At 73.3% G+C, this 24,982-nt stretch carries 21 protein-coding genes; 19 read left to right on the top strand and 2 right to left on the bottom strand.

Translation table 11 applies throughout. The features are described from left to right. Positions 1 to 2: 2 nt before the first annotated feature. Entirely contained in the window at positions 3 to 1,247 is a 1,245-nt protein-coding gene (locus KLP28_02270; protein ID QWC85622.1) for a MoxR family ATPase, read from the bottom strand. Positions 1,248 to 1,335: 88 nt separating this feature from the next. Here KLP28_02270 and mraZ point away from each other — a divergent pair, with 88 nt between their 5' ends. The 19 genes from mraZ (at position 1,336) to KLP28_02175 (ending at position 21,417) form a co-directional block, all read left to right on the top strand. Continuing rightward, positions 1,336 to 1,764 (top strand): division/cell wall cluster transcriptional repressor MraZ, encoded by a 429-nt coding sequence (gene mraZ, locus KLP28_02265; GenBank protein ID QWC85621.1) that lies wholly within the window; start codon positions 1,336 to 1,338, stop codon positions 1,762 to 1,764. A 202-nt stretch (positions 1,765 to 1,966) separates the two neighbouring features. Next, positions 1,967 to 2,128, top strand: coding sequence for a hypothetical protein (locus KLP28_02260; GenBank protein QWC85620.1), 162 nt, complete (start codon positions 1,967 to 1,969; stop codon positions 2,126 to 2,128). A gap of 33 nt (positions 2,129 to 2,161) precedes the next feature. After that, a complete protein-coding gene (gene rsmH / locus KLP28_02255; GenBank protein ID QWC86742.1) occupies positions 2,162 to 3,253 on the top strand; it encodes a 16S rRNA (cytosine(1402)-N(4))-methyltransferase RsmH in 1,092 nt (363 codons plus the stop codon). Beyond that, the gene (locus KLP28_02250) at positions 3,250 to 3,885 is read left to right on the top strand and encodes a hypothetical protein (protein ID QWC85619.1); all 636 of its coding nucleotides are present in this window, start codon (positions 3,250 to 3,252) and stop codon (positions 3,883 to 3,885) included. Before rsmH ends, KLP28_02250 begins: the two co-directional genes overlap by 4 nt. 125 nt (positions 3,886 to 4,010) lie before the next feature. Next, complete coding sequence (locus KLP28_02245) at positions 4,011 to 5,699, top strand: penicillin-binding protein 2 (protein QWC86741.1); 1,689 nt, start codon at positions 4,011 to 4,013, stop codon at positions 5,697 to 5,699. Between the two features lie 76 nt (positions 5,700 to 5,775). After that, the gene (locus KLP28_02240; protein ID QWC86740.1) at positions 5,776 to 7,323 is read left to right on the top strand and encodes a UDP-N-acetylmuramoyl-L-alanyl-D-glutamate--2,6-diaminopimelate ligase; all 1,548 of its coding nucleotides are present in this window, start codon (positions 5,776 to 5,778) and stop codon (positions 7,321 to 7,323) included. Between the two features lie 5 nt (positions 7,324 to 7,328). Beyond that, complete coding sequence (locus KLP28_02235; protein QWC86739.1) at positions 7,329 to 8,801, top strand: UDP-N-acetylmuramoyl-tripeptide--D-alanyl-D-alanine ligase; 1,473 nt, start codon at positions 7,329 to 7,331, stop codon at positions 8,799 to 8,801. Further along, on the top strand, positions 8,798 to 9,868 hold the full coding sequence (gene mraY / locus KLP28_02230; protein ID QWC85618.1) for a phospho-N-acetylmuramoyl-pentapeptide-transferase: 1,071 nt from the start codon (positions 8,798 to 8,800) through the stop codon (positions 9,866 to 9,868). The genes KLP28_02235 and mraY overlap by 4 nt, the downstream gene beginning before the upstream one ends. Continuing rightward, a complete protein-coding gene (locus KLP28_02225; protein QWC85617.1) occupies positions 9,865 to 11,346 on the top strand; it encodes a UDP-N-acetylmuramoyl-L-alanine--D-glutamate ligase in 1,482 nt (493 codons plus the stop codon). Before mraY ends, KLP28_02225 begins: the two co-directional genes overlap by 4 nt. Before the next feature lie 3 nt (positions 11,347 to 11,349). Further along, positions 11,350 to 12,699: a putative lipid II flippase FtsW gene (gene ftsW / locus KLP28_02220; protein QWC85616.1), complete on the top strand. Its 1,350-nt coding sequence runs from the start codon at positions 11,350 to 11,352 to the stop codon at positions 12,697 to 12,699. Continuing rightward, the gene (gene murG, locus KLP28_02215; GenBank protein QWC85615.1) at positions 12,699 to 13,814 is read left to right on the top strand and encodes an undecaprenyldiphospho-muramoylpentapeptide beta-N-acetylglucosaminyltransferase; all 1,116 of its coding nucleotides are present in this window, start codon (positions 12,699 to 12,701) and stop codon (positions 13,812 to 13,814) included. The genes ftsW and murG overlap by 1 nt, the downstream gene beginning before the upstream one ends. Next, entirely contained in the window at positions 13,814 to 15,256 is a 1,443-nt protein-coding gene (locus tag KLP28_02210) for a UDP-N-acetylmuramate--L-alanine ligase (GenBank protein QWC85614.1), read from the top strand. Before murG ends, KLP28_02210 begins: the two co-directional genes overlap by 1 nt. Next, the gene (locus KLP28_02205) at positions 15,253 to 16,026 is read left to right on the top strand and encodes an FtsQ-type POTRA domain-containing protein (protein QWC85613.1); all 774 of its coding nucleotides are present in this window, start codon (positions 15,253 to 15,255) and stop codon (positions 16,024 to 16,026) included. Before KLP28_02210 ends, KLP28_02205 begins: the two co-directional genes overlap by 4 nt. Before the next feature lie 444 nt (positions 16,027 to 16,470). After that, a complete protein-coding gene (gene ftsZ / locus KLP28_02200) occupies positions 16,471 to 17,784 on the top strand; it encodes a cell division protein FtsZ (GenBank protein QWC85612.1) in 1,314 nt (437 codons plus the stop codon). A gap of 144 nt (positions 17,785 to 17,928) precedes the next feature. Then, entirely contained in the window at positions 17,929 to 18,732 is an 804-nt protein-coding gene (pgeF, locus tag KLP28_02195; GenBank protein ID QWC85611.1) for a peptidoglycan editing factor PgeF, read from the top strand. Next, entirely contained in the window at positions 18,729 to 19,457 is a 729-nt protein-coding gene (locus KLP28_02190; protein QWC85610.1) for a YggS family pyridoxal phosphate-dependent enzyme, read from the top strand. The genes pgeF and KLP28_02190 overlap by 4 nt, the downstream gene beginning before the upstream one ends. A gap of 61 nt (positions 19,458 to 19,518) precedes the next feature. Then, positions 19,519 to 20,061: a cell division protein SepF gene (locus KLP28_02185; protein ID QWC85609.1), complete on the top strand. Its 543-nt coding sequence runs from the start codon at positions 19,519 to 19,521 to the stop codon at positions 20,059 to 20,061. 126 nt (positions 20,062 to 20,187) lie between these two features. Continuing rightward, positions 20,188 to 20,478: a YggT family protein gene (locus KLP28_02180; protein QWC85608.1), complete on the top strand. Its 291-nt coding sequence runs from the start codon at positions 20,188 to 20,190 to the stop codon at positions 20,476 to 20,478. A 171-nt stretch (positions 20,479 to 20,649) separates the two neighbouring features. After that, positions 20,650 to 21,417, top strand: coding sequence for a DivIVA domain-containing protein (locus KLP28_02175; protein QWC85607.1), 768 nt, complete (start codon positions 20,650 to 20,652; stop codon positions 21,415 to 21,417). 71 nt (positions 21,418 to 21,488) lie between these two features. Here KLP28_02175 and ileS read toward each other — a convergent pair whose 3' ends face one another. After that, on the bottom strand, positions 21,489 to 24,671 hold the full coding sequence (ileS, locus tag KLP28_02170) for an isoleucine--tRNA ligase (GenBank protein ID QWC86738.1): 3,183 nt from the start codon (positions 24,669 to 24,671) through the stop codon (positions 21,489 to 21,491). Positions 24,672 to 24,982: the final 311 nt, after the last annotated feature.

The raw sequence follows: 24,982 nt of genomic DNA, 5'->3' as shown, positions 1-24,982 counted from the left end.
GGTCAGCGCGGGCCGGGCACGGGGACCGACGCGACGACCTCGGCGAGCACCTCGCGGACGTCACGCCCCGACGCGAGCACCCGGGGGGAGACCGAGAGCCGATGCGCGAGCACCGGGACGACGAGCGCCAGCAGGTCGTCGGGCACGACGAAGTCGCGGCCCTCGAGCGCCGCGACGACCTTGGCGGCACGCACCAGGTGCAGCGTGGCGCGCGGTGAGGCGCCCAGCACCAGGTCGGGCGTACGCCGCGTCGCCGCCACCAGCTCGACGGCGTGCTGCCGGACGGCGGCTGAGACGTGCACACGGCGTACGACCTCGCACAGGTCGCGCACCTCCGCGGGGTGGGAGACGGCCACGACGTCGGCGAGCGGGTCGGAGGAGGCGTGCACGTCCAGCATCCGCGCCTCGGCGGCGGCGTCGGGGTACCCGAGCGAGAGGCGCGCGAGGAACCGGTCCCGCTGGGCCTCGGGCAGCGCGAAGGTGCCCTCCATCTCCACCGGGTTCTGTGTCGCCACGACCAGGAACGGCGGCGCGAGGGGGTAGGTCTCGCCGTCGACGGTGACCTGCTGCTCCTCCATGCACTCCAGCAGCGCGGACTGGGTCTTGGGGGAGGCGCGGTTGATCTCGTCGCCGAGCACGACGTGGTGGAAGACGGGGCCGGGACGGAACTCGAACTCACGCGTCTCCGCGTCGAAGATCGACACGCCGGTGACGTCGGAGGGCAGCAGGTCGGGCGTGAACTGGATCCGCCCGACGTCGCAGCCGAGTGCGGCGGCGAGCGCCTTCGAGAGCATCGTCTTGCCGACCCCGGGCACGTCCTCGAGCAGCAGGTGACCCTCGGCCAGCAGCACCACGAGGGCCAGCCGCGCCACGTCCGGCTTGCCCTGCACGACCTTCTCGACCTCACCGAGCAGGCGACCGGTCACCCCGCCGACGTGTGCGAGCTCGTCGGGCGACGGGGTCCCCGGTGCGACTCCTCCGGTCTCGAGGTCGGTGGTGCTCAGGGACACGGCTTCTTGCTCCTGGGTCGTGGGGTGCGAGTGCTCAGCCTCGCACGACCGGCCGAATCGAGGGCCCCGCCGCGGGCTGACGGCCCGGCGACCCGCGCGCTCCCTCCGTCCCCCACTTCCCCCCACGATCGGCCACCCGAGGGCCTGGCGGGCCCGGATCCGCCCGGTGGCGCGGCCTCCGGCGCGACGCCCAGGACGTACGCAGATGCGCCACACGCTGCACGAATACGCGAACATGGTTGCCAGGGGCGGCTGGTGGAGTAGAGTGGGGGACAGTGGAGGACGAGGGGACTCCTTGGAGCGGGACGCGGAATGAGGTGGGCCGATGTTCTTCGGCACCTTCACGCCGCGCCTCGACGACAAGGGCCGCCTGATCCTCCCCGCGAAGTTCCGGGAGGGACTGGGCGAGGGACTCGTGGTCACGCGGGGGCAGGAGCGCTGCCTCTACGTGTGGTCCGCGGAGGAGTTCGCGCAGTTCACCCGGCAGCTCCAACAAGCACCGATGACCGTGAAGGGATCACGGGACTTCGTCCGCATGCTGTTCGCCGGCGCGTCCGACGAGCAGCCCGACAAGCAGGGCCGCATCACCATCCCGCCGATGCTGCGCGACTACGCCTCCCTCGGGCGCGACTGCGTGGTCATCGGGGCGATGAACCGGATCGAGATCTGGGACGCCGACGCCTGGGCGCGCTACACCGCCGAGCAGGAGTCGCAGTTCTCGAACCTGTCCGAGGAGCTCTTCCCCGGGGCCTGAGCACCACCAGCAGCACCCAGCACGACCCGCAGGACCGCACGACCTGGTCTCACGCCCGCCCGACGTCACTCTGGCGCACCTTCCCCGGTGCCAGATGGACGACTTCCCCCCCTCGGGCGGGCGGGGACCAGGACGTACGGCCCGGCAGCGCACGAGACCAGCCGAGACCAGCCGCGATCCGCGCACGATCACAGGAGGCCCGATGAGCAGCATCGCCGGGCTCCCCGACTCCCGCGCCGACCAGCTTCCCCCGCGCCGCGTACGCCACGAGGTGCGCGACGGCGCCGTGCTGATGGCCTTCTCCGCCGCCGTGTCCTGCGGGGCGGCCGGCGGGCTCCTGCTGCTCTCGAAGGTGCTGGGCTGACCCGTGGCCGACGCCGACCTCCACGTGCCGGTGATGCTGCAGCGCATGGGCGACCTGCTGGCGCCCGCGCTGGAGCGACCCGGCGCCGTGTACGTCGACGCCACGCTCGGCCTCGGCGGTCACGCCGAGTCGATGCTGCAGCGTTTCCCGCAGGCGTCCCTGGTCGGCATCGACCGGGACCCCGAGGCGCTGACCCGCGCCGGTGCCCGCCTGGAGCCCTTCGGGGACCGGGTCAGCCTGGTGCAGGCCGTCTACGACGAGATCCCGGGCGTGCTCGACGACCTGGGGCACGGCAGCGCCGACGGCATGCTCTTCGACCTCGGTGTCTCCTCGATGCAGCTCGACGTCCGCACGCGGGGCTTCGCGTACGCCGTCGACGCCCCGCTCGACATGCGCATGGGCGACGAGGGCCCGACGGCCGCCGACGTGCTGAACACCTACGAGGCCCCCGCGCTGGCGCGGGTGCTGCGGGAGTACGGCGAGGAGAAGTTCGCCCGACGCATCGCCGACCGGGTCGTGGCGGCGCGCGAGGTCGAGCCCTTCACCACCTCCGCGCGGCTGGTGGAGCTGCTCTACGACGCGATCCCGGCCCCGGCCCGGCGTACGGGCGGCCACCCGGCCAAGCGCACGTTCCAAGCGCTGCGCATCGAGGTCAACGACGAGCTCGCGGTGCTGCGCCGAGCGGTCCCCGCGGCGCTGTCGCGGCTCGCGGTCGGCGGCCGGGTCGTCGCGATGAGCTACCACTCGCTCGAGGACCGCATCGTCAAGCGCGCCTTCGCCGAGGTCACCACCCTCGACGTGCCCCCCGGTCTGCCGGTCGTGCCCGAGGAGGCGCAGCCGAGCCTGCGGCTGGTCACCCGCGGCGCGGAGAAGGCCGACGAGGCCGAGGTCGCCGCGAACCCGCGCGCCGCCTCGGTCCGCGTCCGCGCCGTCGAGCGCACCGCCCCCGACCGACCCGACCGCCCCGGTCGCTCGCGCAGCGCCGGCGCCACGCGTACGCCCCGCGGCGGCGGCCGTCGCGGATCGCGTCGCGGCGTCGAGCCGCACCACCCGCTCGACCTCCTCAGGCCGAGCCACTCGTCACCGTCCCACCCGATGTCCCACCCGCGAGAGGTCGTCGCATGAGTGCTGCACAGCCCGGACCCGTCCAGGACGAGCCGCGCGAGGCCACTCGCGTCCAGCAGCTCGCCGACGCGCTCAGCGAGCACGTCGCACCCCGCGTGCCTCTTCGTCTCGCCCCGCCCGCGCGGCGTCGCGCACCCCGGGTGCCGTTCGTGGCGCTGGTGGGCTCGGTGCTGCTGGCCGGCATCGTCGGTCTGCTCCTGTTCAACACCTCGATGCAGCAGGGGTCCTTCACCGCGTCGTCCATGGAGACGCGGGCGGCGGCCCTCGAGGCGCGCCAGCAGACCCTGCAGATGCAGATCGAGGACCTGCGCAACCCCCAGCGCGTGGCCCGGCAGGCGCGACGCCTCGGCATGGTCAGCGCCGGCAACCCGGCGTTCCTGGACCTCTCCGACGGGTCCGTCCTCGGTGACCCCGAGGAGGCCGCCGCGGTCGACGGGCTGCGCATCGAGCCGAAGCGGGCCGCGGTGCCCGAGGCCCTCCAGCCCGAGCGGATCGTGGTCGTGGACAAGTCCCTGGTCGAGGGCGCGGCGTCCCGCCGTGGGGACGCGGCGGGAGGTAGAACGGACCAGCGCGGCGACGAGGGGTCGCCGCAGGCCCGCGAGGGCGACGAGGGACAGGACGTCGACGAGTGACTCCAGAGGCGAGGGGCACCGATCCGCGCCGACGCGTTCCCGCCCGCCGCCCGCGGGCGGTCGTCTCCACCGCGGTGCGGGCCCGGTCCACCACGCGACTGCGGGCAGGTCTGCTGCTGGTGGCGATGGTGCTGTCGCTGTTCGCCGCGCGGCTGATCCAGATCCAGGGCATCGACCCCCGCTCGTACGCCACGATGGCCGCCGAGGCCGGTGTCGTCACCGAGCCGCTGCCCGCACTGCGCGGCCGCATCCTCGACCGCAACGGCGTGCCGCTGGCCGACTCGGTGGCCGGCAAGATGATCGTGGCGGACCCGGTGCTGACCGTCACCAACGCACCCGAGATCGCTCGCATCCTCACCGACACCGTCGACGCCAACTACTTCGAGGTGCTGACGGACCTGCGCGACACCTCCACCCGCTTCCGCTACCTGGCGCGACGCGTTCCCGCCCCGCTCGCCGACAAGGTCGTCTCGCAGCTCGAGGAGGCCGAGTACGACGGCGTCGTCGCGATGGACGACCCGGTGCGCGACTACCCGGCCCGCGACATCGCGGCGAACCTCGTCGGTGTGATGGGTGACGACGCCGACGAGGACTTCGGTGCCGGGCTGGAGTTCGCCTTCGACGACCAGCTCAGCGGTCGCGACGGGCGCGCGACGTACGAGGCGGGCTCCGGCTACCGCTTGCCGCTCGGGGACACCTCGGTGACCGAACCGGTCGACGGGCGCGACCTGCGGCTGACCATCGACCGCGACGTGCAGTGGTTCGCCCAGCGTCGGCTGCGGCAGACCGTGGACGCGAGCCGCGCCGAGTCCGGCTCGGTGGTGGTGCAGGACGTGCGAACCGGCGAGATCCTCGCGCTGGCCGACTACCCGACCTTCGACGCCGCCGACCCCGCCACCGCCGACCCCGACGACATCGGTGCCCGGTCGGTCTCCGACGTGTACGAGCCCGGCTCGGTGCAGAAGGCCCTCACCGCGGGGGCGCTGGTCGACGCCGGCCTGGTCACGCCGTACACACAGCTCACCGTGCCGAACGAGCTTCCGGTGATGGGGGAGTCGATCGGCGACTGGTTCGACCACGGCCGGCTGCGGCTGACGATGGCGGGCGTGATCGCGAAGTCCTCCAACATCGGCACCGTGCAGGCCGCGGAGCAGATGACCCCGAAGCAGCAGTGGGAGTACCTGCGCGCGTTCGGTCTCGGCAGCAAGGACAGCACCGGTCTCGCCGGCGCCTCGCGCGGCCTCGTGCCCGACTGGTCGACGTGGACCGATCTCTCCCAGGCCACCATCAGCTACGGCCAGGGCATCTCGGTGACGGCGCTGCAGATGGCGACGGCCTTCAACACGATCGCCAACGGCGGCGTACGCGTCTCGCCGAGCATCGTCGAGGGCAGCGCCACGACCCGCACCGGGCAGAAGGTCGGCACCGACCACACGACGCGGACGCGCGTGATCTCACCCGAGGCGGCCTCCTCGACGACCAGCATGCTCGAGCAGGTGACCAACCCCGAGGGGGGCACCGCGCCGTCCGCGGCGATCCCCGGCTACCGCGTCGCGGGCAAGACCGGCACCGCCAACCGCGTCGGCGAGTCCGGCTCCTACGACAGCTTCACCGTCTCCTTCGCGGGCTTCGCCCCCGCCGACGAGCCGCGCTTCACCGTCTACTGCGTGGTGCAGGCCCCGCAGAACGGCGGCGGTGGCGGCTCGACCTGCGGGCCCGTCTTCCACGACGTCATGAGCTACCTGCTGCGCAAGTACAGCGTCCCTCCGACGGGAGCCGCCCCGGCGTGGCTGCCCATCGAGTGGCGGCCCTAGAGTCCCGGTCGTGGTGAGCCCAGGACCGACCCCGTCGTTGCGGCCGGACCCGCCCCCGCGCGTCGGCCTCGAGGCCGTGCGCGACCTCGCGGCGCGGGTGGCACGCGACGTGCTGGGCGACGCCGCACCCGCCGCACGACTCACCGGCGCCGACGCGTCGGGCGTCGCGGTCTCCGGCGTCACGCTGTCCTCCCAGCGGGTCCGGCCCGGCGACCTGTACGCCGCTCTCCCCGGCGCCCGCACGCACGGGGCCACCTACGCCGCGGGCGCGGTCGAGGCCGGTGCGGTCGCGGTGCTGACCGACGAGGCCGGGCTGACGCAGCTGGACGGGGCCGGTGCGCCCGGGGGCGTGCCGGTGCTCGTCGTGCCCGAGCCGCGCCGCCTCCTCGGGCGGCTGGCCGCGGAGCTCTACGACCACCCCGCCCGCCGCCTCACCGTGATCGCGGTGACCGGCACGCAGGGCAAGACGACCACGACCAGGCTGCTCGACTCGGCGCTGGCAGCCGCGGGCACACCCGCCGCCGTCATCGGCACCGTCGGCACCCGCGTGCGCGGACAGGACCTCGCGACCAGCCTCACCACCCCCGAGGCGCCGGACCTCCACGCCCTGTTCGCCGCGATGGTGCAGACCCGGGTGGAGGTCTGCGCGATGGAGGTGTCCTCCCACGCCCTGGTGCTGGGACGCACCGACGGGCTCGTCGCCGACGTCGCCGCCTTCACCAACCTCGGCCGCGACCACCTGGACTTCCACGACACCGTCGAGGACTACTTCGCCGCCAAGGCCTCGCTCTTCACCCCCGCCCGGAGCCGCCGCGGGGTGGTGAACTCCGACGACGAGTTCGGACGCCGACTGCTCGCCGAGGCGAGCGTGCCGTGCGTACGCTTCGCGCTCGACGACCCCGAGGCGGAGTGGCGGGCGGTCGACGTGCAGCTCGGTCGGGCCGGGTCGACCTTCACGGTCCTCGGCCCCGGCGGCGTACGCGTCGAGACCGCCGTCGGCCTGCCCGGCCGGTTCAACGTCGCCAACGCCCTCTGCGCGATCGCCGTCGCCGGCGAGGCCGGCCTGGACGTCGCGCGCATCGCGGAGCACCTGGGCGAGGCCGGCGTGCCCGGCAGGCTCGAGGAGGTGCCGGCGGGCAGGGACCTCGGCGTGCTCGGGGTGGTCGACTACGCCCACAAGCCGGACGCCGTCACGGCGGCGATCGAGGCGCTGCGCACGGTGACCGTCGGGCGTGTCATCACCGTCATCGGCGCCGGCGGCGACCGGGACCGCGGCAAGCGCCCCGTCATGGGCCGCATCGCCGCGTCGCTCTCCGACGTCGTCGTGGTCACCGACGACAACCCGCGCAGCGAGGACCCGGCCACGATCCGTGCCGAGGTGCTCGCCGGCACCCGGGAGGCCGAGGGAGCCGAGGACCGGGCGGTCGAGGTGGTCGAGGTCGGGGACCGCGCCGAGGCCATCGCGTACGCCGTCTCCCTCGCCGCCGCCGGCGACACCGTCCTCGTCGCGGGCAAGGGCCACGAGACCGGTCAGCTGGTCGACGGCACCACCCACCCCTTCGACGACCGTGACGTGCTGGCCCGTGCCTTCCGTGCCGCGGCGACCGACCGGGGTGCCTCGTGATCGCTCTGACGCTCGGCGCGATCGCCGACGCGACGCGGGGCACCGTCGTGCCGGCCGACGCCACCGACCTCGTCGTCGACGGACCGGTCGACGTGGACTCCCGACGCCTGGGAGCGGGCGGCCTCTTCGTCGCGGTCGCGGGTGAGCGTGTCGACGGCCACGACTTCGCGGATGCCGCCGCCGAGCGCGGCGCCGTGGCCGCGCTGGGGTCGCGTCCGCTCGACCTGCCCACCGTCGTCGTCCCGGACCCCGTGGTCGCCCTCGGGGACCTCGCTCGCGAGGTGCTGGCGCGCCGTCGCGCGGGCACCCAGCCGATCCGGGTGCTGGCCCTGACGGGGTCGGCGGGCAAGACCTCCACGAAGGACCTCATGGCGGCCGTGCTCGCCGACCCCGACCCCGGACCCGACCACGCGGCGTCGGCCGTGGTCGCGACCGCCGGCAACTTCAACAACGAGATCGGGGTGCCGCTCACGGTGCTCCGGTTGACCGACCGCACCTCCCACCTGGTGCTCGAGATGGGGGCCCGCGGCATCGGGCACATCGCGATGCTCTGCCGCATCGCCCGCCCCGACGTCGCCGCCGTGCTCAACGTGGGCAGCGCGCACCTGGGCGAGTTCGGCAGCCGGGAGGCGATCGCGCAGGCCAAGGGCGAGATCGTCGAGGCCCTGCCCCCGGCCGAGCAGCAGGGCGTCGCCGTGCTCGCGGCCGACGACGTACGCGTCGCCGCGATGGCCCCTCGCACGCGTGCCCGGGTGCTGACCTTCGGCCGTGACGCCGCGGCCGACGTACGCGCCGTGGACGAGCGCGTCGACGACGTCGGCCGGGTCTCCTTCACGCTGACCCACGGCGCGGAGAGCGCCGAGGTGGCGCTGCGGGGGCCGGGTCGCCACCAGGTGCTCAACGCCCTCGCGGCGGCCGCCGCGGCCCTCGCCGTGAGCGTGCCCGTGCCCGAGGTCGCCGCCCGGCTCTCCGAGGCCCGCGGTGGCTCGCCGTGGCGCATGGAGGTGACCGACGTCGACGGCATCACGGTCGTCAACGACGCCTACAACGCCAATCCGGAGTCGATGCGCGCCGCCCTCGACGTGCTGGGCGGTCTGGGAGGTCGTCGGGCCGTCGCGGTGCTCGGGGCCATGGGCGAGCTCGGCGACGACGCGCCGACGGCGCACGCCGAGGTGGGGGCGTACGCCGTGCCCCGCGTCGCGGCCCTCGTGGTCGTGGGCCCCCAGGCGCGGCAGATCGCCGAGGGCGCACGCGAGGCCGTCGCGCGCGGCGCAGGGGACTGTGAGGTGGTCGAGGTTCCGGACCACGCCGCGGCGCTGCACTGGTTGCGCACCGAACTGCGAGACGATGACGTCCTGCTCGCCAAGGGGTCCCGCAGCGCCGGCATGGAGGTCGTCGCGCTGGACCTGGTCGAGCACGGGTGGAGGGGCGCGCCGCAGGCGCCCGGGCACGGACGAGCAGCGGAGGACGACGCGTGAAGGCCATCCTGATGGCGGGCGGGGTCTCGCTGCTGCTGACCCTGTTCGGCACCGCGTGGGCGATCCGCCTCTTCGTCAAGCAGGGCTACGGCCAGCTCATCCGCGACGACGGGCCGACGACCCACCACACCAAGCGCGGCACCCCCACCATGGGCGGCCTGGTGATCGTGCTGGCCGTGGTCGTCGGCTACTTCACCGCGAAGCTGGTCTTCCTCGAGACGCCCAGCGCCTCGGCGCTGCTGCTGCTGTTCCTCTTCATCGGGCTCGGCTTCGTGGGGTTCCTCGACGACTTCATCAAGATCCGCAAGCAGCGCAGCCTGGGGCTGCGCAGCAAGGCCAAGCTCGTCGGCCAGACCGGGGTGGCGTTGGTCTTCGCGATCCTCGCGCTGGGTCCGTGGCTGACCGACGACCGCGGTCAGCGGCCCGCGTCCAACGCGATCAGCTTCCTGCGGGACATCTCCTGGCTGAGCCTGCCGCTCGCGCTGGCCGTGGTGTTCATCCTGCTGATGATCGCCGGCGCCTCGAACGGCGTGAACCTCACCGACGGCCTCGACGGTCTCGCCACCGGCGCCTCGGTGATCGTGTTCGGCGCCTACCTCCTGATCAACATCTGGCAGAACAACCAGGCGTGCGAGGTGGCTCCCTCGGCCGCCTGCTACGAGGTGCGCGACCCCCTCGACCTCGCCGTCGTCGCGGCGGCGATCTGCGGTGCCTGCATCGGGTTCCTGTGGTGGAACGCCTCGCCGGCGAAGATCTTCATGGGTGACACCGGCTCGCTCGCGCTCGGCGGGGCGCTCGCCGGCTTCGCGATCCTGACCCGCACCGAGCTGCTGCTGATCATCCTCGGCGGCCTGTTCGTCATGCAGACGGTCTCGGTGATGCTGCAGGTCGGCTGGTTCCGGCTCTCCGGGGGCAAGCGGCTGTTCCGTATGGCGCCCCTGCACCACCACTTCGAGCTGAAGGGCTGGGACGAGATCACCGTCGTCATCCGCTTCTGGATCATCACCGGCCTGTTCGTGGCCGCCGGGCTCGGCATCTTCTACGCCCAGTGGGTGGCGCGGGTATGACCGACGTCGAGGGGCTGGGCCGGCACAGCGACTGGTCGGGCGTGCGCGCGGTGGTCGCGGGCTTCGGCGTCTCCGGCTTCGCCGCCGCCGACACGCTGGTGCACCTCGGCGCGCAGGTCGTCGCCCTCGACGAGAGCGAGGCCGGGGGCCGCGGCGACAAGAGCGAGCGCGCCGAGCTGCTCACCGTGCTCGGGGCCGACGTACGCCTCGGCCCCGGCAGCACCGCGACGCTGCCCGAGCACGTCGACCTGGTCGTCACCTCGCCGGGCTGGCGCCCGGACGCGCCGCTGCTGGCCCAGGCCGCGGAGCGCGGGGTGCCGGTGTGGGGCGAGATCGAGCTCGCCTGGCGCGTCCGCGACCTCGCCCGCCCCGCGCCGTGGCTCGTCGTGACCGGCACCAACGGCAAGACCACCACCGTCCGCATGCTCGCCTCGATCCTCGAGGCCGCCGGGCTGCGGGTCGCCGCGTGCGGCAACGTCGGGCGGCCGGTGCTCGAGGCCGTGATGGACCCCGAGCCGTACGACGTGCTCGCCGTCGAGCTCTCCAGCTTCCAGCTGCACTGGTCGAGCTCGGTCGCGGCGGAGTCGGCGGCGGTGCTGAACGTCGCCGAGGACCACGTCGACTGGCACGGCACCTTCGAGGAGTACGCGGCCGCCAAGGGCAAGGCGTACGAGGGCGTGCAGCGCGCCTGCGTCTACAACGTCGCCGACGCCCGCACCGAGCAGCTGGTCCGTGACGCCGACGTCGTCGAGGGGGCCCGCGCCGTCGGCTTCACCCTCGGGGTGCCGGCTCCGGGCATGGTCGGGGTCGTCGAGGACGTGCTCGCCGACCGTGCCTTCGTGGCCGCGCGCCGGGACTCCGCCGCCGAGCTGTGCCAGATCGGCGACCTGTTCTCCCCGGCGCCCCACGTGGTCGCCGACGCCCTGGCCGCGGCCGCCCTGGCGCGCGCGCACGGGGTCGAGCCGGTCCACGTACGCGACGGGCTGCGCTCCTTCCGCCCCGACGCCCACCGCATCGCCCTGGTCGCCGAGCAGCACGGCATCACCTGGGTCGACGACTCCAAGGCCACCAACCCGCACGCGGCGTCCTCCTCGCTGGGCGCGTACGAGCCGGTCGTCTGGGTCGCCGGCGGGTTGGCGAAGGGCGCGACGTTCGACGAGCTCGTGGCCACGCACGCGGCCCGCCTGCGGGGCGTCGTGCTGCTCGGTCGCGACCGCGCGGTGGTGGCCGAGGCTTTACGACGACACGCTCCCGACGTCCCGGTCTTCGACACCGGCGACGGCGAGGATGGGGTGATGGAGCGTGTGGTCCGGGCCGCGGCCGACCTCGCCGAGGCAGGTGACACGGTGCTGATGGCCCCGGGCTGCGCGTCCATGGACCAGTTCGCCGACTACGCCGACCGCGGCACCAAGTTCGCGAGCGCCGTGCGGCACCACCTGGGTGTCGCGGGCGACCCGGGAGCCTCAGGAGGGACGTGACCCGTGGCCGAGACTGACGCCACCACCACCCGGGCTCCGAGGGCCGGCCGCGGTGTGCTCGCTCCGGTGCGCACCTGGTCGGCCTCCACGCGGCGTACGCTCGACCACCCGCTCGCGTCGTACTACCTGCTGCTCGGGTCGACCGGCCTGCTGCTCCTGATCGGGCTGCTCATGGTGCTGAGCGCCTCGAGCGTCGCCTCCTACCGTCTCTACGACACGAGCTACTACTACTTCACGCGGCAGTTCACCTGGGTCCTCGTCGGGCTGCCGCTGGCGTGGGTGGCCACGAAGCTGCCGCAGGTGCTGCTGCGCCGGTTGGCGTGGGTCGGCGTCGGCGTCACCTTCGCGCTCATCGTGGCCTCGACCACTGGCCTCGGCGTCGAGGTCAACGGCAACACCAACTGGGTGGCGCTCGGGCCCGTCCAGCTGCAGCCCTCGGAGATCGCGAAGTTCACGATGGTCGTGTGGGCGGCGGACGTGCTCGCCCGCAAGGAGCCGCTGCTGGTCGACTGGCGCCACACGCTGGTGCCGGTCGTGCCGGTGATGCTGCTGCTGACTGCCATGGTCGTCGTCCTCCAGCAGGACCTCGGCACCGGTCTCGTGCTGTTCGCCATCACGCTCGGCGTGCTCTGGGTGGCGGGCGCCCCGGGCAAGCTCTTCGCGATCGCGATGGGCACGGGCGCCGCGGCGGCCATGACGCTCGTCGCGACGGACCTGGAGCGCATGGAGCGCCTGACGACCTTCGTCGACCCCTTCAAGGACTTCGAGGGCGGCGGGTGGCAGGCCGCCCACGGCCTGTTCGCGATGAGCTCCGGCGGATGGTTCGGCAAGGGCATCTCGGCGAGCCAGCAGAAGTGGGGAACGCTCCCCGAGGCGCACACCGACTTCATCTTCGCCGTGCTGGGCGAGGAGCTCGGGCTCGTCGGCACCCTGCTCGTGCTCGGCCTCTTCGGTCTCATCGCCTTCGCGGCGGTGAGGCTCGCGGTGACCACGGCCGACCCGTTCGTGCGCTACCTGACCTCGGGCGTGATGATCTGGCTCCTGGCCCAGATGATGATCAACGTCGCGATGGTGCTGACCCTGCTGCCGGTCATCGGCATCCCGCTGCCCCTGGTCTCCTACGGCGGCTCGGCGCTCGTGCCGACGCTCGTCGCTCTCGGCCTGCTGGTCGGGTTCGCCCGCCGCGAGCCGCGGGCCCGTGCAGCGCTGGCCCTCAAGCGCGCTGCGCGCACCGAGCGCCTGCGCGAGCTGCGTCGTCAGCGTGGCGAGGCGAGGCACCAGGTGTCCACGCAGGGGCCGACCCAGCCGCACGCCGGGCACGCGCAGGAGGAGCCCGTGGGGGCCGGCCGCTGATGCGCGTCCTGCTCGCCGGCGGCGGCACCGCCGGCCACACCTCACCCCTGCTGGCGACCGCGGACGCGCTGCGTCGGCTCGACCCGAGCACGCAGGTCACGGCCCTGGGCACGCCCAAGGGGCTGGAGACGCGCGTGGTCCCCGAGGCGGGCTACCCCCTCGAGCTGGTGCCCCCGGTGCCCCTGCCGCGCTCGCTGAGCGCCGACCTGGTGCGGGTGCCGGGCCGCGTACGCCGCGCCGTGTCCGAGACCCTCGCCGTGATCGACCGGGTCCGGCCCGACGTCGTGGTCGGGTTCGGCGGGTACGTCTCGGTCCCCGCCTACCTCGCCGCCCGCCGTCGTCGGCTGCCGCTGGTCGTGCACGAGGGCAACGCCCTGCCGGGCATCGCCAACAAGCTCGGCGCGCGCCTGACCGAGCACGTCGCGACGAGCTTCCCCGACACCGTGCTGCGCGGGGCCACGTTCACCGGACTGCCGATCCGCCGCATGATCTCCACCCTCGACCGGGCGGCGCTCCGGGCGGAGGCCGCCGCGCACTTCGGGCTGGACCCGGCACGCACGACCCTGCTGGTCACGGGCGGCTCCCAGGGCGCCCGCCGGCTCAACCAGACCGTCCCGGGCGTCCGCGCCGAGCTCGCCGCCGCCGGTGTGCAGGTGCTGCACGTGACCGGCGCCCAGGGAGGCGTCGACGCCGACGCGATGGCCGCGGCCGACCCCGGCGGGCCCGCGTACGTCGTGCGCGACTACGTCGACCGCATGGACCTCGCGTACGCCGCCGCCGACGCCGTGGTGTGCCGGTCGGGGTCCAACACGGTCACCGAGGTCGCCGCCGTGGGCCTGCCCGCGGTGTTCGTGCCGCTGCCGCACGGCAACGGCGAGCAGGCGCTCAACGCGGCCGGTGTCGTGGACGCCGGTGGGGCGCTGCTGGTCGCCGACGGCGAGTTCGGCCCGACGTGGGCCGTCCAGCACCTGGTGCCGCTGCTCGCCGACCCCGAGCGACTCACGCGCATGGGCGCCGCCGCCACCGATCTCATCCCGCGCGACGCCGACGAGCGGCTCGCCGCGATGGTGCGTGAGGCCGTGACCGCAGCGGGCGCAGCGGGGACGGGACGCTGATGCGGGTCGACATCCCCGACCGCATCCTCGCCGTCGGCGAGCTCGGCCACGTGCACTTCGTCGGCATCGGTGGCGCCGGGCTCTCCGGCATCGCCCGGGTCATGGCGGCCCGGGGCGTACGCGTCTCCGGCAGCGACGGCGCCGACTCCGCGACCCTGGCGGCGCTCGGCGAGGCGGGCATGACCGTGCACGTCGGGCACGCCGCGGACCAGCTCGGCGACGCCGACACCGTGGTCGTGTCCACGGCGGTCAAGGACGACAACCCCGAGGTCGTGGCGGCCCGGCAACGCGGGCTGCGCATCTGGCCGCGGTCGGCGGCGCTGCAGTCGGTGCTGCTCGACAAGCGCGCCCTCGCCGTCGCCGGCACCCACGGCAAGACCACGACCACCTCCCTGCTGACGATGGCGCTGCGCGAGGCGGGCGTCGACCCCTCCTTCGCGGTGGGTGGCGACCTCGCCCAGCTCGGCACCAACGCCGCCGACGGCGCCGGACCGGACTTCGTGGTCGAGGCCGACGAGTCCGACGGCGCGTTCCTCGTCTACACCCCCCACGCCGCTGTGGTCACCAACGTCGAGGCCGACCACCTCGACAACTGGGGCACCGAGGAGGCGTACGCGCGTGCGTTCGTCGCGTTCCTCGACCGCGTCGAGCCCGGCGGGTTCGTCGTGCTGTGCATCGACGACCCCGGCGCCCGGGCGCTGGCGGCGCCGGCGATGCAGCGCGGACTCCGCGTGCTGAGCGTCGGCGAGGCCGAGGACGCCGACCTGCGCGCGGTCGACGTCCGCGTCACCGGGGGCCGCTCCTTCTTCACCGTGACCGCTCGGCCCGACGTGGGCGTCCCCGACGTCGCGGTGGCCCTGCAGATCCCGGGCCGCCACTACGTGCTCGACGCGCTCGCGGCGCTGGCGTGCGGTGTCGGGCTCGGCTACGACGTGGAGGCGCTCGCCCGCGGGCTCGAGGGGTTCACCGGCACGCGGCGGCGCATGGAGCGCAAGGGTGAGGCCGGCGGCGTCCGCGTCTACGACTCCTACGCCCACCACCCCCGTGAGATCACCGGGGACCTGGATGCGGCGCGCAGCCTCCTCGAGGAGGGGCAGCGCCTGATCGTCTGCTTCCAGCCGCACATGGTCTCCCGGACGCGCCTGCTGGGACCCGAGATGGGTGCTGCCCTGGGGGCCGCGGACGAGGTCGTCATCCTCGACACGTACGCCGCCCGCGAGGAGCCTGACCCGGAGGTGGGGCCGGCCCTGGTGGCCTCGGGCTGTCCGCTGCCGAGCGGGTCGGTGCACCTGGGACCGGAGCCGGCGGTCGTCCCCTCGCTGCTCGCGGAGCTGGCGCGGCCCGGTGACGTGGTGCTGACCCTCGGCGCGGGGGACGTCACGCGTCTCGGTCCGTTGGTGCTGGACGAGCTCGCCTCGACGGTGACGGGGGAGGGCGCATGACCGCGACCCGCCCGGTGCAGGCTCCTCACGGCCCCGACCACCGGCGGCGCTTCAGCCGGCGGTCGTGGCAGCGTCGGTGGCGTCGTGCCCGTCCGCTGCTGGCCCTGGCGCTGGTGCTGGCGGCCGTCGGCGGCGTGGTCTGGCTGTTCTTCTTCTCCACCACCTTCGCCGCGACGACGGTGGAGGTCGAGGGGAGCGCCGCCGTGGACGACGCCGCGATCCGGGCCGCCGCCGAGGCGCCGCTCGGCGGGCCGCTCGCCCGTGTCGACCTCGACGCCATCGAGCAGCGCGTCGCGGAGCTGCCGGCGCTCGCCGAGGTCCGGGTCAGCCGCGGCTGGCCCGACGCGATCCGTGTCGTCGTGACCGACCGCGTGCCCGTGGCGGCCATCGAGACCAACGGGCGGTGGCGCATGGTCGACGCCGACGGGTTCGTCTGGGGCCGGTCGGCGACCGCCCCGCGCAACCTGCCCGTCGTCCGCGCCGGGGGAGAGGTGCGGCAGTCGGCCGTCGCCGAGGCCGCGCGGGTGGTGACCTCCCTGCCCGGGTCGCTGGCGCAGGACGTGTCGGAGGTGCAGGTGCGCACCATCGACCAGATCTCGTTGCAGATCCAGGACGGCCCGCTCGTGCAGTGGGGCAGCGCCGAGCAGTCGCAGCTGAAGGCCGAGGTGCTCGCCACCATGCTCGGCAGCGACGAGGCGATGCTCATCGACGAGGAGCCCGCGGGCGAGGTGGACGTGTCCGTCCCCGCCCAGCCCACCATCTCCCGCTGACCGCCGAGAGGGCACAAAATCACGGCGAGAGGGCACAAAGTTCCGCCGAGAGGGCACAAGATCACGGCGAGAAGGCACAGAGTTCGGTCCCGACCGGCGGGGTTGCCCCATCGACGACCCGCGGCCATCATGGAGTCGGGCGTACGCGACGAAAGGCCAGGTCAGCGTCCTGACCAGGGCGTGATCGCAGGGACGAGCCCCTCCGATGCCTGGACCTGAAGTGCAGGTCGAGAGACAGCGGATTATCGACATCGACTCGGCGTGTCGGCGCGTGTCACATGGATGTAATTACGTGACCCGACTACCGTCCTGGGACATCGAGCAGTTGACATAACTATAACCCTCTACTTGAGGGTGAAGGTCAATGCTTCGACTTCCCCGGACAACACACCAGTCAGCAGGAGGCCGCCCAGCAGGGCGACCCGAGAGCGAGAGGCATCCGCCGTGGCAGCACCGCAGAACTACCTGGCCGTCATCAAGGTCGTGGGTATCGGTGGTGGTGGAGTCAACGCCGTCAACCGCATGATCGAGGTCGGTCTCAAGGGCGTTGAGTTCATCGCAGTCAACACCGATGCGCAGGCACTCCTGATGAGTGACGCCGACGTCAAGCTCGACATCGGTCGCGAGCTCACCCGCGGTCTCGGCGCCGGCGCCGACCCGTCGGTCGGCGCGCAGGCCGCCGAGGACCACGCCGAGGAGATCGAGGAGGTCCTCAAGGGGGCCGACATGGTCTTCGTGACCGCGGGCGAGGGCGGCGGCACCGGCACCGGTGGTGCTCCGGTCGTGGCTCGCATCGCGCGCTCGCTGGGTGCGCTGACGATCGGTGTGGTCACCCGCCCGTTCGCCTTCGAGGGTCGTCGCCGCTCGAACTCCGCCGAGGACGGTGTCGAGCTGCTCCGCGAGGAGGTCGACACCCTCATCGTGATCCCGAACGACCGGCTGCTGTCGATCTCCGACCGCAACGTCTCCGTGCTCGACGCGTTCAAGCAGGCCGACCAGGTGCTGCTGCAGGGCGTCTCGGGCATCACCGACCTGATCACGACCCCGGGTCTGATCAACCTCGACTTCGCCGACGTGAAGTCCGTGATGCAGAACGCCGGGTCCGCACTCATGGGCATCGGCTCGGCCCGCGGCGAGGACCGCGCCGTCGCCGCCGCGGAGATGGCCGTCAGCTCGCCCCTGCTCGAGGCGTCCATCGAGGGTGCCCACGGCGTGCTGCTCTCCATCGCCGGTGGCTCCGACCTCGGCCTCTTCGAGATCAACGAGGCGGCGGCGCTGGTGGCGGAGTCCGCGCACGGCGAGGCCAACATCATCTTCGGTGCGATCATCGACGACGCCCTCGGAGACGAGGTGCGGGTCACCGTCATCGCCGCAGGCTTCGACGGCGGCATGCCGAAGCGTCGCGACGAGGTCGAGGCCCGCAAGAACGCCCCGGTCGAGACGCGCGCGTCCTCCTCGAGCGCCCGTCGCGAGCCGACGGTGACCCCGGCGTCGCGTCCCTCGAGCACGCCGCGGCCCTCCGAGCGTCCGGCGGAGCGTCAGTACGCCGAGCGCTCCGAGCGTCCGGCCGAGCGCACCGAGCGCACCGAGCGCACCGAGCGCTCCGAGCGCTCCGAGCGGCCCGCCCCCGAGCGGTCGCCGGAGCGTCCCGAGCGCCAGGAGCGCCCGCTGCAGCCCGCGTCGGTGCAGCCGGCGAGCCGGCCGACCAGCTCGCCGTCCTTCGAGGACGACCTGGACGTGCCCGACTTCCTGAAGTGAGGCGCTGAGACCCCACGTCCGGCCCCGAGCCGCCCTGCTCCGGCGGTGGCGCTCGGGGCCGCGCACGTCGGAGGCACGACCGCACCACACCGCCACAGCACCACCACGGCCACAGAATCGGCCACAGCACGGGGGAGGTTCTCGATGCTCGACGTCCACACGCGTACGCCCGTGCTCGCGGCCTTCACCGACCGCGACGGCGGCGTCGCACCCGCGCCGTACGCCTCGCTGACCCTCGCGCGCCCGACGGCACCCGTCGCCGAGTCGGCGGGGGTCGATTGGGCCTCGGTGCTGACCGCGAACCTGACCCGTGTCGCGACCTCGCTCGCCGAGGAGGCGGGCGCGCCGGGTGCGCCACGGCTGGCGTTCATGCACCAGGTGCACGGCGCCGAGGTGGCCGTCGTGGACGCCGACTACCCGACCCGGGCGCCGCTCGACAGTCCCGGCCCCGAGGGGCTGCCGCACGTGGATGCACTGGTGACCACGCGCACCGACGTGGCGCTGGTCGTCCGGGTCGCCGACTGCGTCCCCGTGCTGCTCGCCGACGCCGAGGCCGGCGTGGTCGCAGCCGTCCACGCAGGCAGGGCCGGCGTGCAGGCCGATGTCCTCGGCGCGGCGCTGGACGTCATGACCGCCCTGGGTGCAGGTCAGGTGCAGGCGTGGGTGGGTCCGAGCATCTGCGGCGCCTGCTACGAGGTGCCCGCTGCCATGGCCGAGGAGGTCGCGACCGTCGCCCCGGCCGCACGGGCGACGACCCGAGCCGGCACCCCGGGGCTCGACCTGCCCGCCGCGGTCGAGGCGCGTCTGGTCGAACGCGGTGTGGGCATCGCCCACCGCTCGACCCGCTGCACCCTGGAGGACGAGACGCTGTTCTCCCACCGCCGCGACGCCGCCGCGTCCGGTCGCTTCGCCGGCATCGTCTGGCTGCACCGGGAGGTCACGCCGTGAGCGCACGGCGCGCGGAGCTGGCCGCGGGGCTCGCCGCCGTCCGCGAGCGCATCGCCCGCGCGTGTGAGCACGCCGAGCGCGACCCCGGCGAGATCGACCTGGTCGTCGTCACCAAGTTCTTCCCGGCCTCCGACGTACGCCTCCTGGCCGACCTCGGCGTGACCGACGTCGGCGAGAACCGCCACCAGGAGGCCGAGGCCAAGCACGCCGAGCTGACCGAGCTGACCGACCTGTCCGAGGCGGGGCTGCGCTGGCACTTCCTGGGCGGCATCCAGTCCAACAAGGCGGCCGCGATCGCCGCGTACGCCGACGTCGTGCAGAGCCTCGACCGCGTCAAGGTGCTGCGCAAGCTCGCCGCCGGTGCGGTCGAGGCCGGCCGCGAGGTCGAGGTGCTGGTGCAGGTCGACCTCGACCCCGGCGACGGCAGCCAGTCGGGCGACCGCAGCGGCGTCGCCCCCGGCCAGGCGGCCGAGCTCGCGACCGAGGTCGCCGGCACCGACGGCGTACGCCTCGGCGGCGTCATGGGCGTCGCCCCGCTGGGTCAGGACCCGGCCCCCGCTTTTGCACGACTGGCCGAGGTCGCCGCAGCGATCCGGTCGGACCACGCTGCCGCGACGACCCTGTCGGCCGGCATGAGCGGCGACCTCGAGGCCGCCATCGCAGCCGGGGCGACACAGCTTCGCGTCGGCAGCGCGATCCTCGGAGAGCGACCCTCTCCGCAGTAGAGTCAACCAACGACGGAGCCGCCCCAGGCGGCCACCGCTGAGCACACCAAGGACGTGGGTCATGAGCGCGATGCGCAAGATGGGTGTCTACCTGGGCCTCCTGGAGGACACCGAGCACCAGTACCGCTACGACGAGTACGACACCCCCGAGCAGGAGCCCGAGGCGCAGCGCCAGCCCGCCGCCGCTCCCGCCCAGGGCAGGGCCCCGGCTCCCGAGCACGCCGCGGCGCCGACGCGTCAGCCCGCGCCTCGTGCCGCGCAGGTGGCCGACCTCGCAGAGCGCCGGCGTCCGACGCCGACGCCGGCGGCCCCGTCGGTGGCCGAGCTCTCGCGCATCGTGCCGGTGCACCCGCGCACCTACAACGAGGCTCGCACCATCGGCGAGAACTTCCGCGACGGGTTCCCGGTCATCATGAACCTCTCGGAGATGGACGACGCCGACGCCAAGCGGCTCGTCGACTTCGCCGCCGGTCTCGTCTTCGGTGTGCACGGCACGATCGAGCGCATCACCAACAAGGTGTTCCTGCTCAGCCCGCCCAACGTCTCGGTGGCCGCCGAGGACAAGCAGCGCATCGCCGAGGGCGGCTTCTTCAACCAGAGCTGACCGTCACCCCCGCGTCCACCTCCCCGGTCCGGCCGAGCGCCGCGGCCGGGGAGTGCTGCGTATCCGCTTGCTGCGTACGCTGGAGCCGCGCCACCCTTCCCTGACCCACGAGCTCGAGGAGCAGTCATGCAGGCGATCGCCGGCATCCTCTACACGTTGCTGACGCTCTTCTTCTTCCTGCTCATCATCAGGCTCGTGGTGGGGTGGATCCAGATCTTCGCCCGTGACTGGACGCCCCGCGGGCCCGTGCTGGTGGTGCTGGAGGTCGTCTACTCGATCACCGACCCGCCGATCAAGGCCGTACGCCGCGTCATCCCGCCCCTGCGTCTCGGCGGCATCGCCCTCGACATGGGCCTGCTGGTCGTCTTCATCATCGTGTGGATCCTGCAGAGCATCCTGGCCGGCCTCGCGACCTGACGCCGAGCAGTCGTCCGCCTCCCTCGCGCGGGCGGGATCCTCGCGCCGTCGGGTGAGGAACGGGCCTCGTACGGGTGTGCATCGGGTCCGAGATCGGTAACGTGCGTACCGAGCAGCGACCGCTGCGACTTCCCGGGACCGCTCCGCCGGTCGTACGACTGAAGGTGACCTATGCCGTTGACCCCTGAAGACGTCTCCTCCAAGCGCTTCACTCCCGTGCGCCTGCGCGAGGGCTACGAGATGGGCGAGGTCGACCAGTTCCTCGACGAGGTCGAGGCCGAGCTGCAGCGGTTGATCCGCGAGAACGACGACCTGCGCAAGCAGGTGGAGGCCGCCGGTGGCGAGGCGCCGACGCAGCAGCCCGCCGACGACGAGAAGCAGAAGAAGGCCGACGAGCAGGCCGAGAAGAAGGCTGCGGAGGAGAAGGCCGCCGCCGAGAAGAAGGCCGCGGAGGAGAAGTCGGCTGCCGCAGCCAAGGCCGGCGACCGCGAGCCCCGCGTGCTCGAGGAGATCACGGTGACGACCTCCTCCGAGGCGTCCCGGGCGGCGTCCCGACTGCTCGAGCTCGCCACCAACAACGCGGAGATCCTCGTCGACGAGGCCCGCGAGGAGGCCGAGGGCATCCTCTCGGAGGCCAAGAGCGAGGCCGAGGAGATCACCTCCAACGCCGAGCGCCGCAAGAACTCCCTCGACGAGGAGACCGAGAAGCGCCGCGAGGAGCTGACCGCCGGTCTGCAGAAGGAGCAGCAGGAGCTCGACCAGCGGGTCTCCAACCTGCGCCAGTTCGAGCAGTCCTACCGCGACAACCTCAAGAACTACTTCGCCGAGCAGCTGAAGCAGATCGAGAGCACGCGCATCGAGCCGCAGGGCTCACCGTCGGCCGGTTCCAACGGGGCGGGTGCGACGACTGTCGACGTGGAGACGAAGCCGAACGGCTGAGAGCCCCGAGAGCGTCGAGAGCCCCGGCGGCCCGCGAAGGACCACCGGGGCTGCTGCGTTCTCGCGGCTGCTCAGGCGCGGGTGAGGCGCAGGCGTACGCCCAGCTTCTCGGGCTCCACGACGCCCTCGCCGGTGAGCTCGCCCGCCCCGACCTCGGTGAACGCGGTCGCGAGCACCTCCTCGGCGATCTCGCCCTGGTGGTCGCGGACGGCCCGGGCCACGTCGGCGTCCGCCTCGTCGGCCGCCCAGGTCAGCGCGATGCGGTCGGAGACCTCGAAGCCGGCGTCCTTGCGGGCCTCCTGCACAGCCCGCACCACCTCGCGCGCCAGACCGGCGCGCACCAGCTCGGGCGTGAGCTCGAGGTCCAGCGCGATCGTCTCGCCCTGCTCGTTGACCACGGACCAGCCCGCGCGCGGACGCTCGGAGACGATGACCTCCTCCGCCGTGACCTCGACGGTCTCGCCGTCGACGATCACGGGCGCCGAGCCGCCGTCGCGCAGCGCCGCCTGCAACGCCGCCGCGTCGGCCTCGGCGATCGCCTTCGCGACCACGGGCGTCTGCTTGGCGAACCGACGGCCCAGCTCGCGGAAGTTGCCCTTCGCGCTCACGTCGACCAGCTCGGCGCCGTCGCCGCCGGCGGCGCCCAGCGGCTCGAGACCGCCCAGGTTCAGCTCGGTGGCCACCTCCGCACGCAGCTCCGGGCCGAGCAGGTCGTACGCCGACCCGGCCACCAGCGCCCGGCGCAGCGGCTGACGCGTGCGCACCTTCGCCTCCGCCCGCGCGGCGCGGCCGAGCTCGACCAGGCGCCGGGCCACGCGTACGCCCGCCGCCAGCTCCCCGTCGACCAGCGACAGGTCGGCCGCCGGCCACGCCGACAGGTGCACCGAGTCGGCCGCCTCGGGGACGACGGGGCGGACCAGGTCCTGCCACACCCGCTCGGTGATGAACGGCGTCATCGGCGCCATCAGCTGGGTGACGCGTACGAGCGTGTCGTGCAGCGTCGTGAGAGCCGAGACGTCGCCGTCCCAGAAGCGGCGCCGCGAGCGGCGGACGTACCAGTTGGACAGGTCGTCGACGAACGTCGCGAGCAGCGACCCGACGCGCTGCGTGTCGAAGGCCTCGTACGCCGCGGTCACCTCGGCGGTGATGCGCTCGGTCTCGCTGACCAGCCACCGGTCGAGCACCGGTCGCGCCGCGGGGGCGGGGGCGGCCTCATCGACGCCCGGGGCCCAGCCAGACGTGCCGGCGTACAGCACGTGGAAGGCCACGGTGTTCCAGTAGGTCAGCAGGACCTTGCGCACCGTCTCCTGGATCGTCGTGTCGCCGACGCGGCGCGCCGACCACGGCGACCCCGAGGCGGTCATGAACCAGCGCACGGCGTCGGCGCCGTGGGTGTCCATCAGCGGCAGCGGCTCGATGATGTTGCCCAGGTGCTTGCTCATCTTGCGGCCGTCCTCGGCCATGATGTGGCCCAGGCACAGCACCGACTCGTACGCGCTCTTGTCGAAGACGAGCGTGTTGACCGCCATCAGCGTGTAGAACCAGCCGCGGGTCTGGTCGATCGCCTCGCAGATGAACTGCGCCGGGAACGCCGCCTCGAACTTCTCGACCGAGCCGGGCACGTGCGGGTAGCCCCACTGCGCGAACGGCATCGACCCGGAGTCGAACCACGCGTCGATCACCTCGGGCACCCGGGTCGCCTGCTCCCCGCACTGTGCCCCCTCGACCCCAGGACAGGCGAAGGTGACCTCGTCGATGTACGGCCGGTGCGGGTCCAGGTCGGACTGGTCGGTGCCGGTCAGCTCGGAGAGGTGCGTCAGGGACTGCACGCACGTCTGGTGCCCGGCCTCGCACCGCCAGATCGGCAGCGGCGTGCCCCAGTAGCGCGAGCGCGACAGCGCCCAGTCGATGTTGTTCTCCAGCCAGTCGCCGTAGCGGCCGTGCTTGACCCGCTCGGGGTGCCAGTCGGTGCGCTCGTTCTCGCGCAGCAGGGCGTCCTTGACCGCGGTGGTGCGGATGTACCACGACGGCTGGGCGTAGTAGAGCAGCGCCGTGTGGCAGCGCCAGCAGTGCGGATAGGTGTGCTCGTACGCCTGGTGGCGGTACAGCAGGCCGCGCTCGTCCAGGTCCTCGACCAGCAGCGCGTCGGCGTCCTTGAAGAAGACCCCGCCGACCAGGTCGATGCCGGCCTCGAACTCGCCCTGCGGCGTGATCGGGTTGACGATCGGCAGCCCGTACGCCCGGCACAGCGCGAAGTCCTCGGCACCGAACGCGGGCGCCTCGTGCACGACCCCGGTGCCGTCCTCGACGGTGACGAAGTCCGCGGCGAGCACGGTGTGGACGGGCCCGTCGGTGCTGCCGGCCACCGGCTCGGGGAAGTCGATCAGCTCGAAGGGTCGGCTGTAGGAGAGCCCCACCAGCTCCGAGCCCTGCATGGAGGCGACGACCTCGGAGTGCTCGCCGAGCACCTGCTCACGGAGCGCCTCGGCGAGCACCAGCAGCTCGCGCTCGCCATCGGGGTCGTCGGCGGAGACCGGCGAGGAGGCCACGACGTAGGTGACGTCCGCGTTCACCGCGGTCGCGGTGTTGGAGACCAGGGTCCAGGGCGTCGTCGTCCAGGCCAGCAGCGCGGCCTTGCCGGCCCACTCCCCGGAGGTGAGGGGGAAGCGTACGTACACGCTGGGGTCGGTGACCGTCTCGTAGCCCTGGGCCAGCTCGTGGTCGCTCAGGCCGGTGCCGCAGCGGGGGCAGTACGGCGCGACGCGGTGGTCCTCGACCAGCAGTCCCTTGCCGTGGATCTGGCTCAGCGCCCACCAGACCGACTCCACGTACGCCGAGTCCATCGTGCGGTACGGGTCGCTCATGTCGAGCCAGAAGCCCATGCGGTCCGTCAGGGTCTCCCACAGGTCCACGTGGCGCTGCACGGACTCGCGGCACCGGGCGTTGAACGCGGCGATGCCGAACTCCTCGACCTGCGCCTTGCCGGAGAAGCCGAGCTCCTTCTCCACCGCGAGCTCGACGGGCAGGCCGTGGCAGTCCCAGCCGCCCTTGCGGGTGACCTGGTAGCCCTGCATGGTGCGGAAGCGCGGGAAGACGTCCTTGAAGGACCGGGACTCCACGTGGTGGGTGCCGGGTCGGCCGTTGGCCGTCGGCGGGCCCTCGTAGAAGGTCCAGCTGTCGTTGCCGGCGTTGCGCTCGACCGATCGCGCGAAGGTGTCCTCGGCGCGCCAGAGGTCGAGGATCTCGCGCTCCATCGCCGGCAGGTCGACCTGCGGCGGCACGGGCTTGTAGCGGGGCGCGTCTGGTGCTGGGGTGCTCACGGGGACTCTCCGACGGACAGGTCTCGCCGGAGGGACGAAGCGCGTCGGCGACGCGGTCCGCGGTACCACCCTCCTTGGCAGCCCGGCACGTGCCGCGGCCACCCACTCGTACGCTCCGCGCCTGCTCGGGGGTGATCTCCGCCGCGGTCGTACCCCCGGGCTCGCACCGTCCCCGAGTCGCTCCTGGCCGTGCCGCGACGTACCTGGTCCCGTCGTCGCCGTGCGGAGCCTCCAGCGTACGCGCG

This window comes from Nocardioidaceae bacterium (genome assembly GCA_018672315.1).
In the GTDB taxonomy this organism is placed as follows: Bacteria; Actinomycetota; Actinomycetes; order Propionibacteriales; family Nocardioidaceae; genus TYQ2.
The sequence above is the reverse complement of the archived record's forward strand: the minus strand, read 5'-3'. Positions and strand labels throughout refer to the sequence as shown.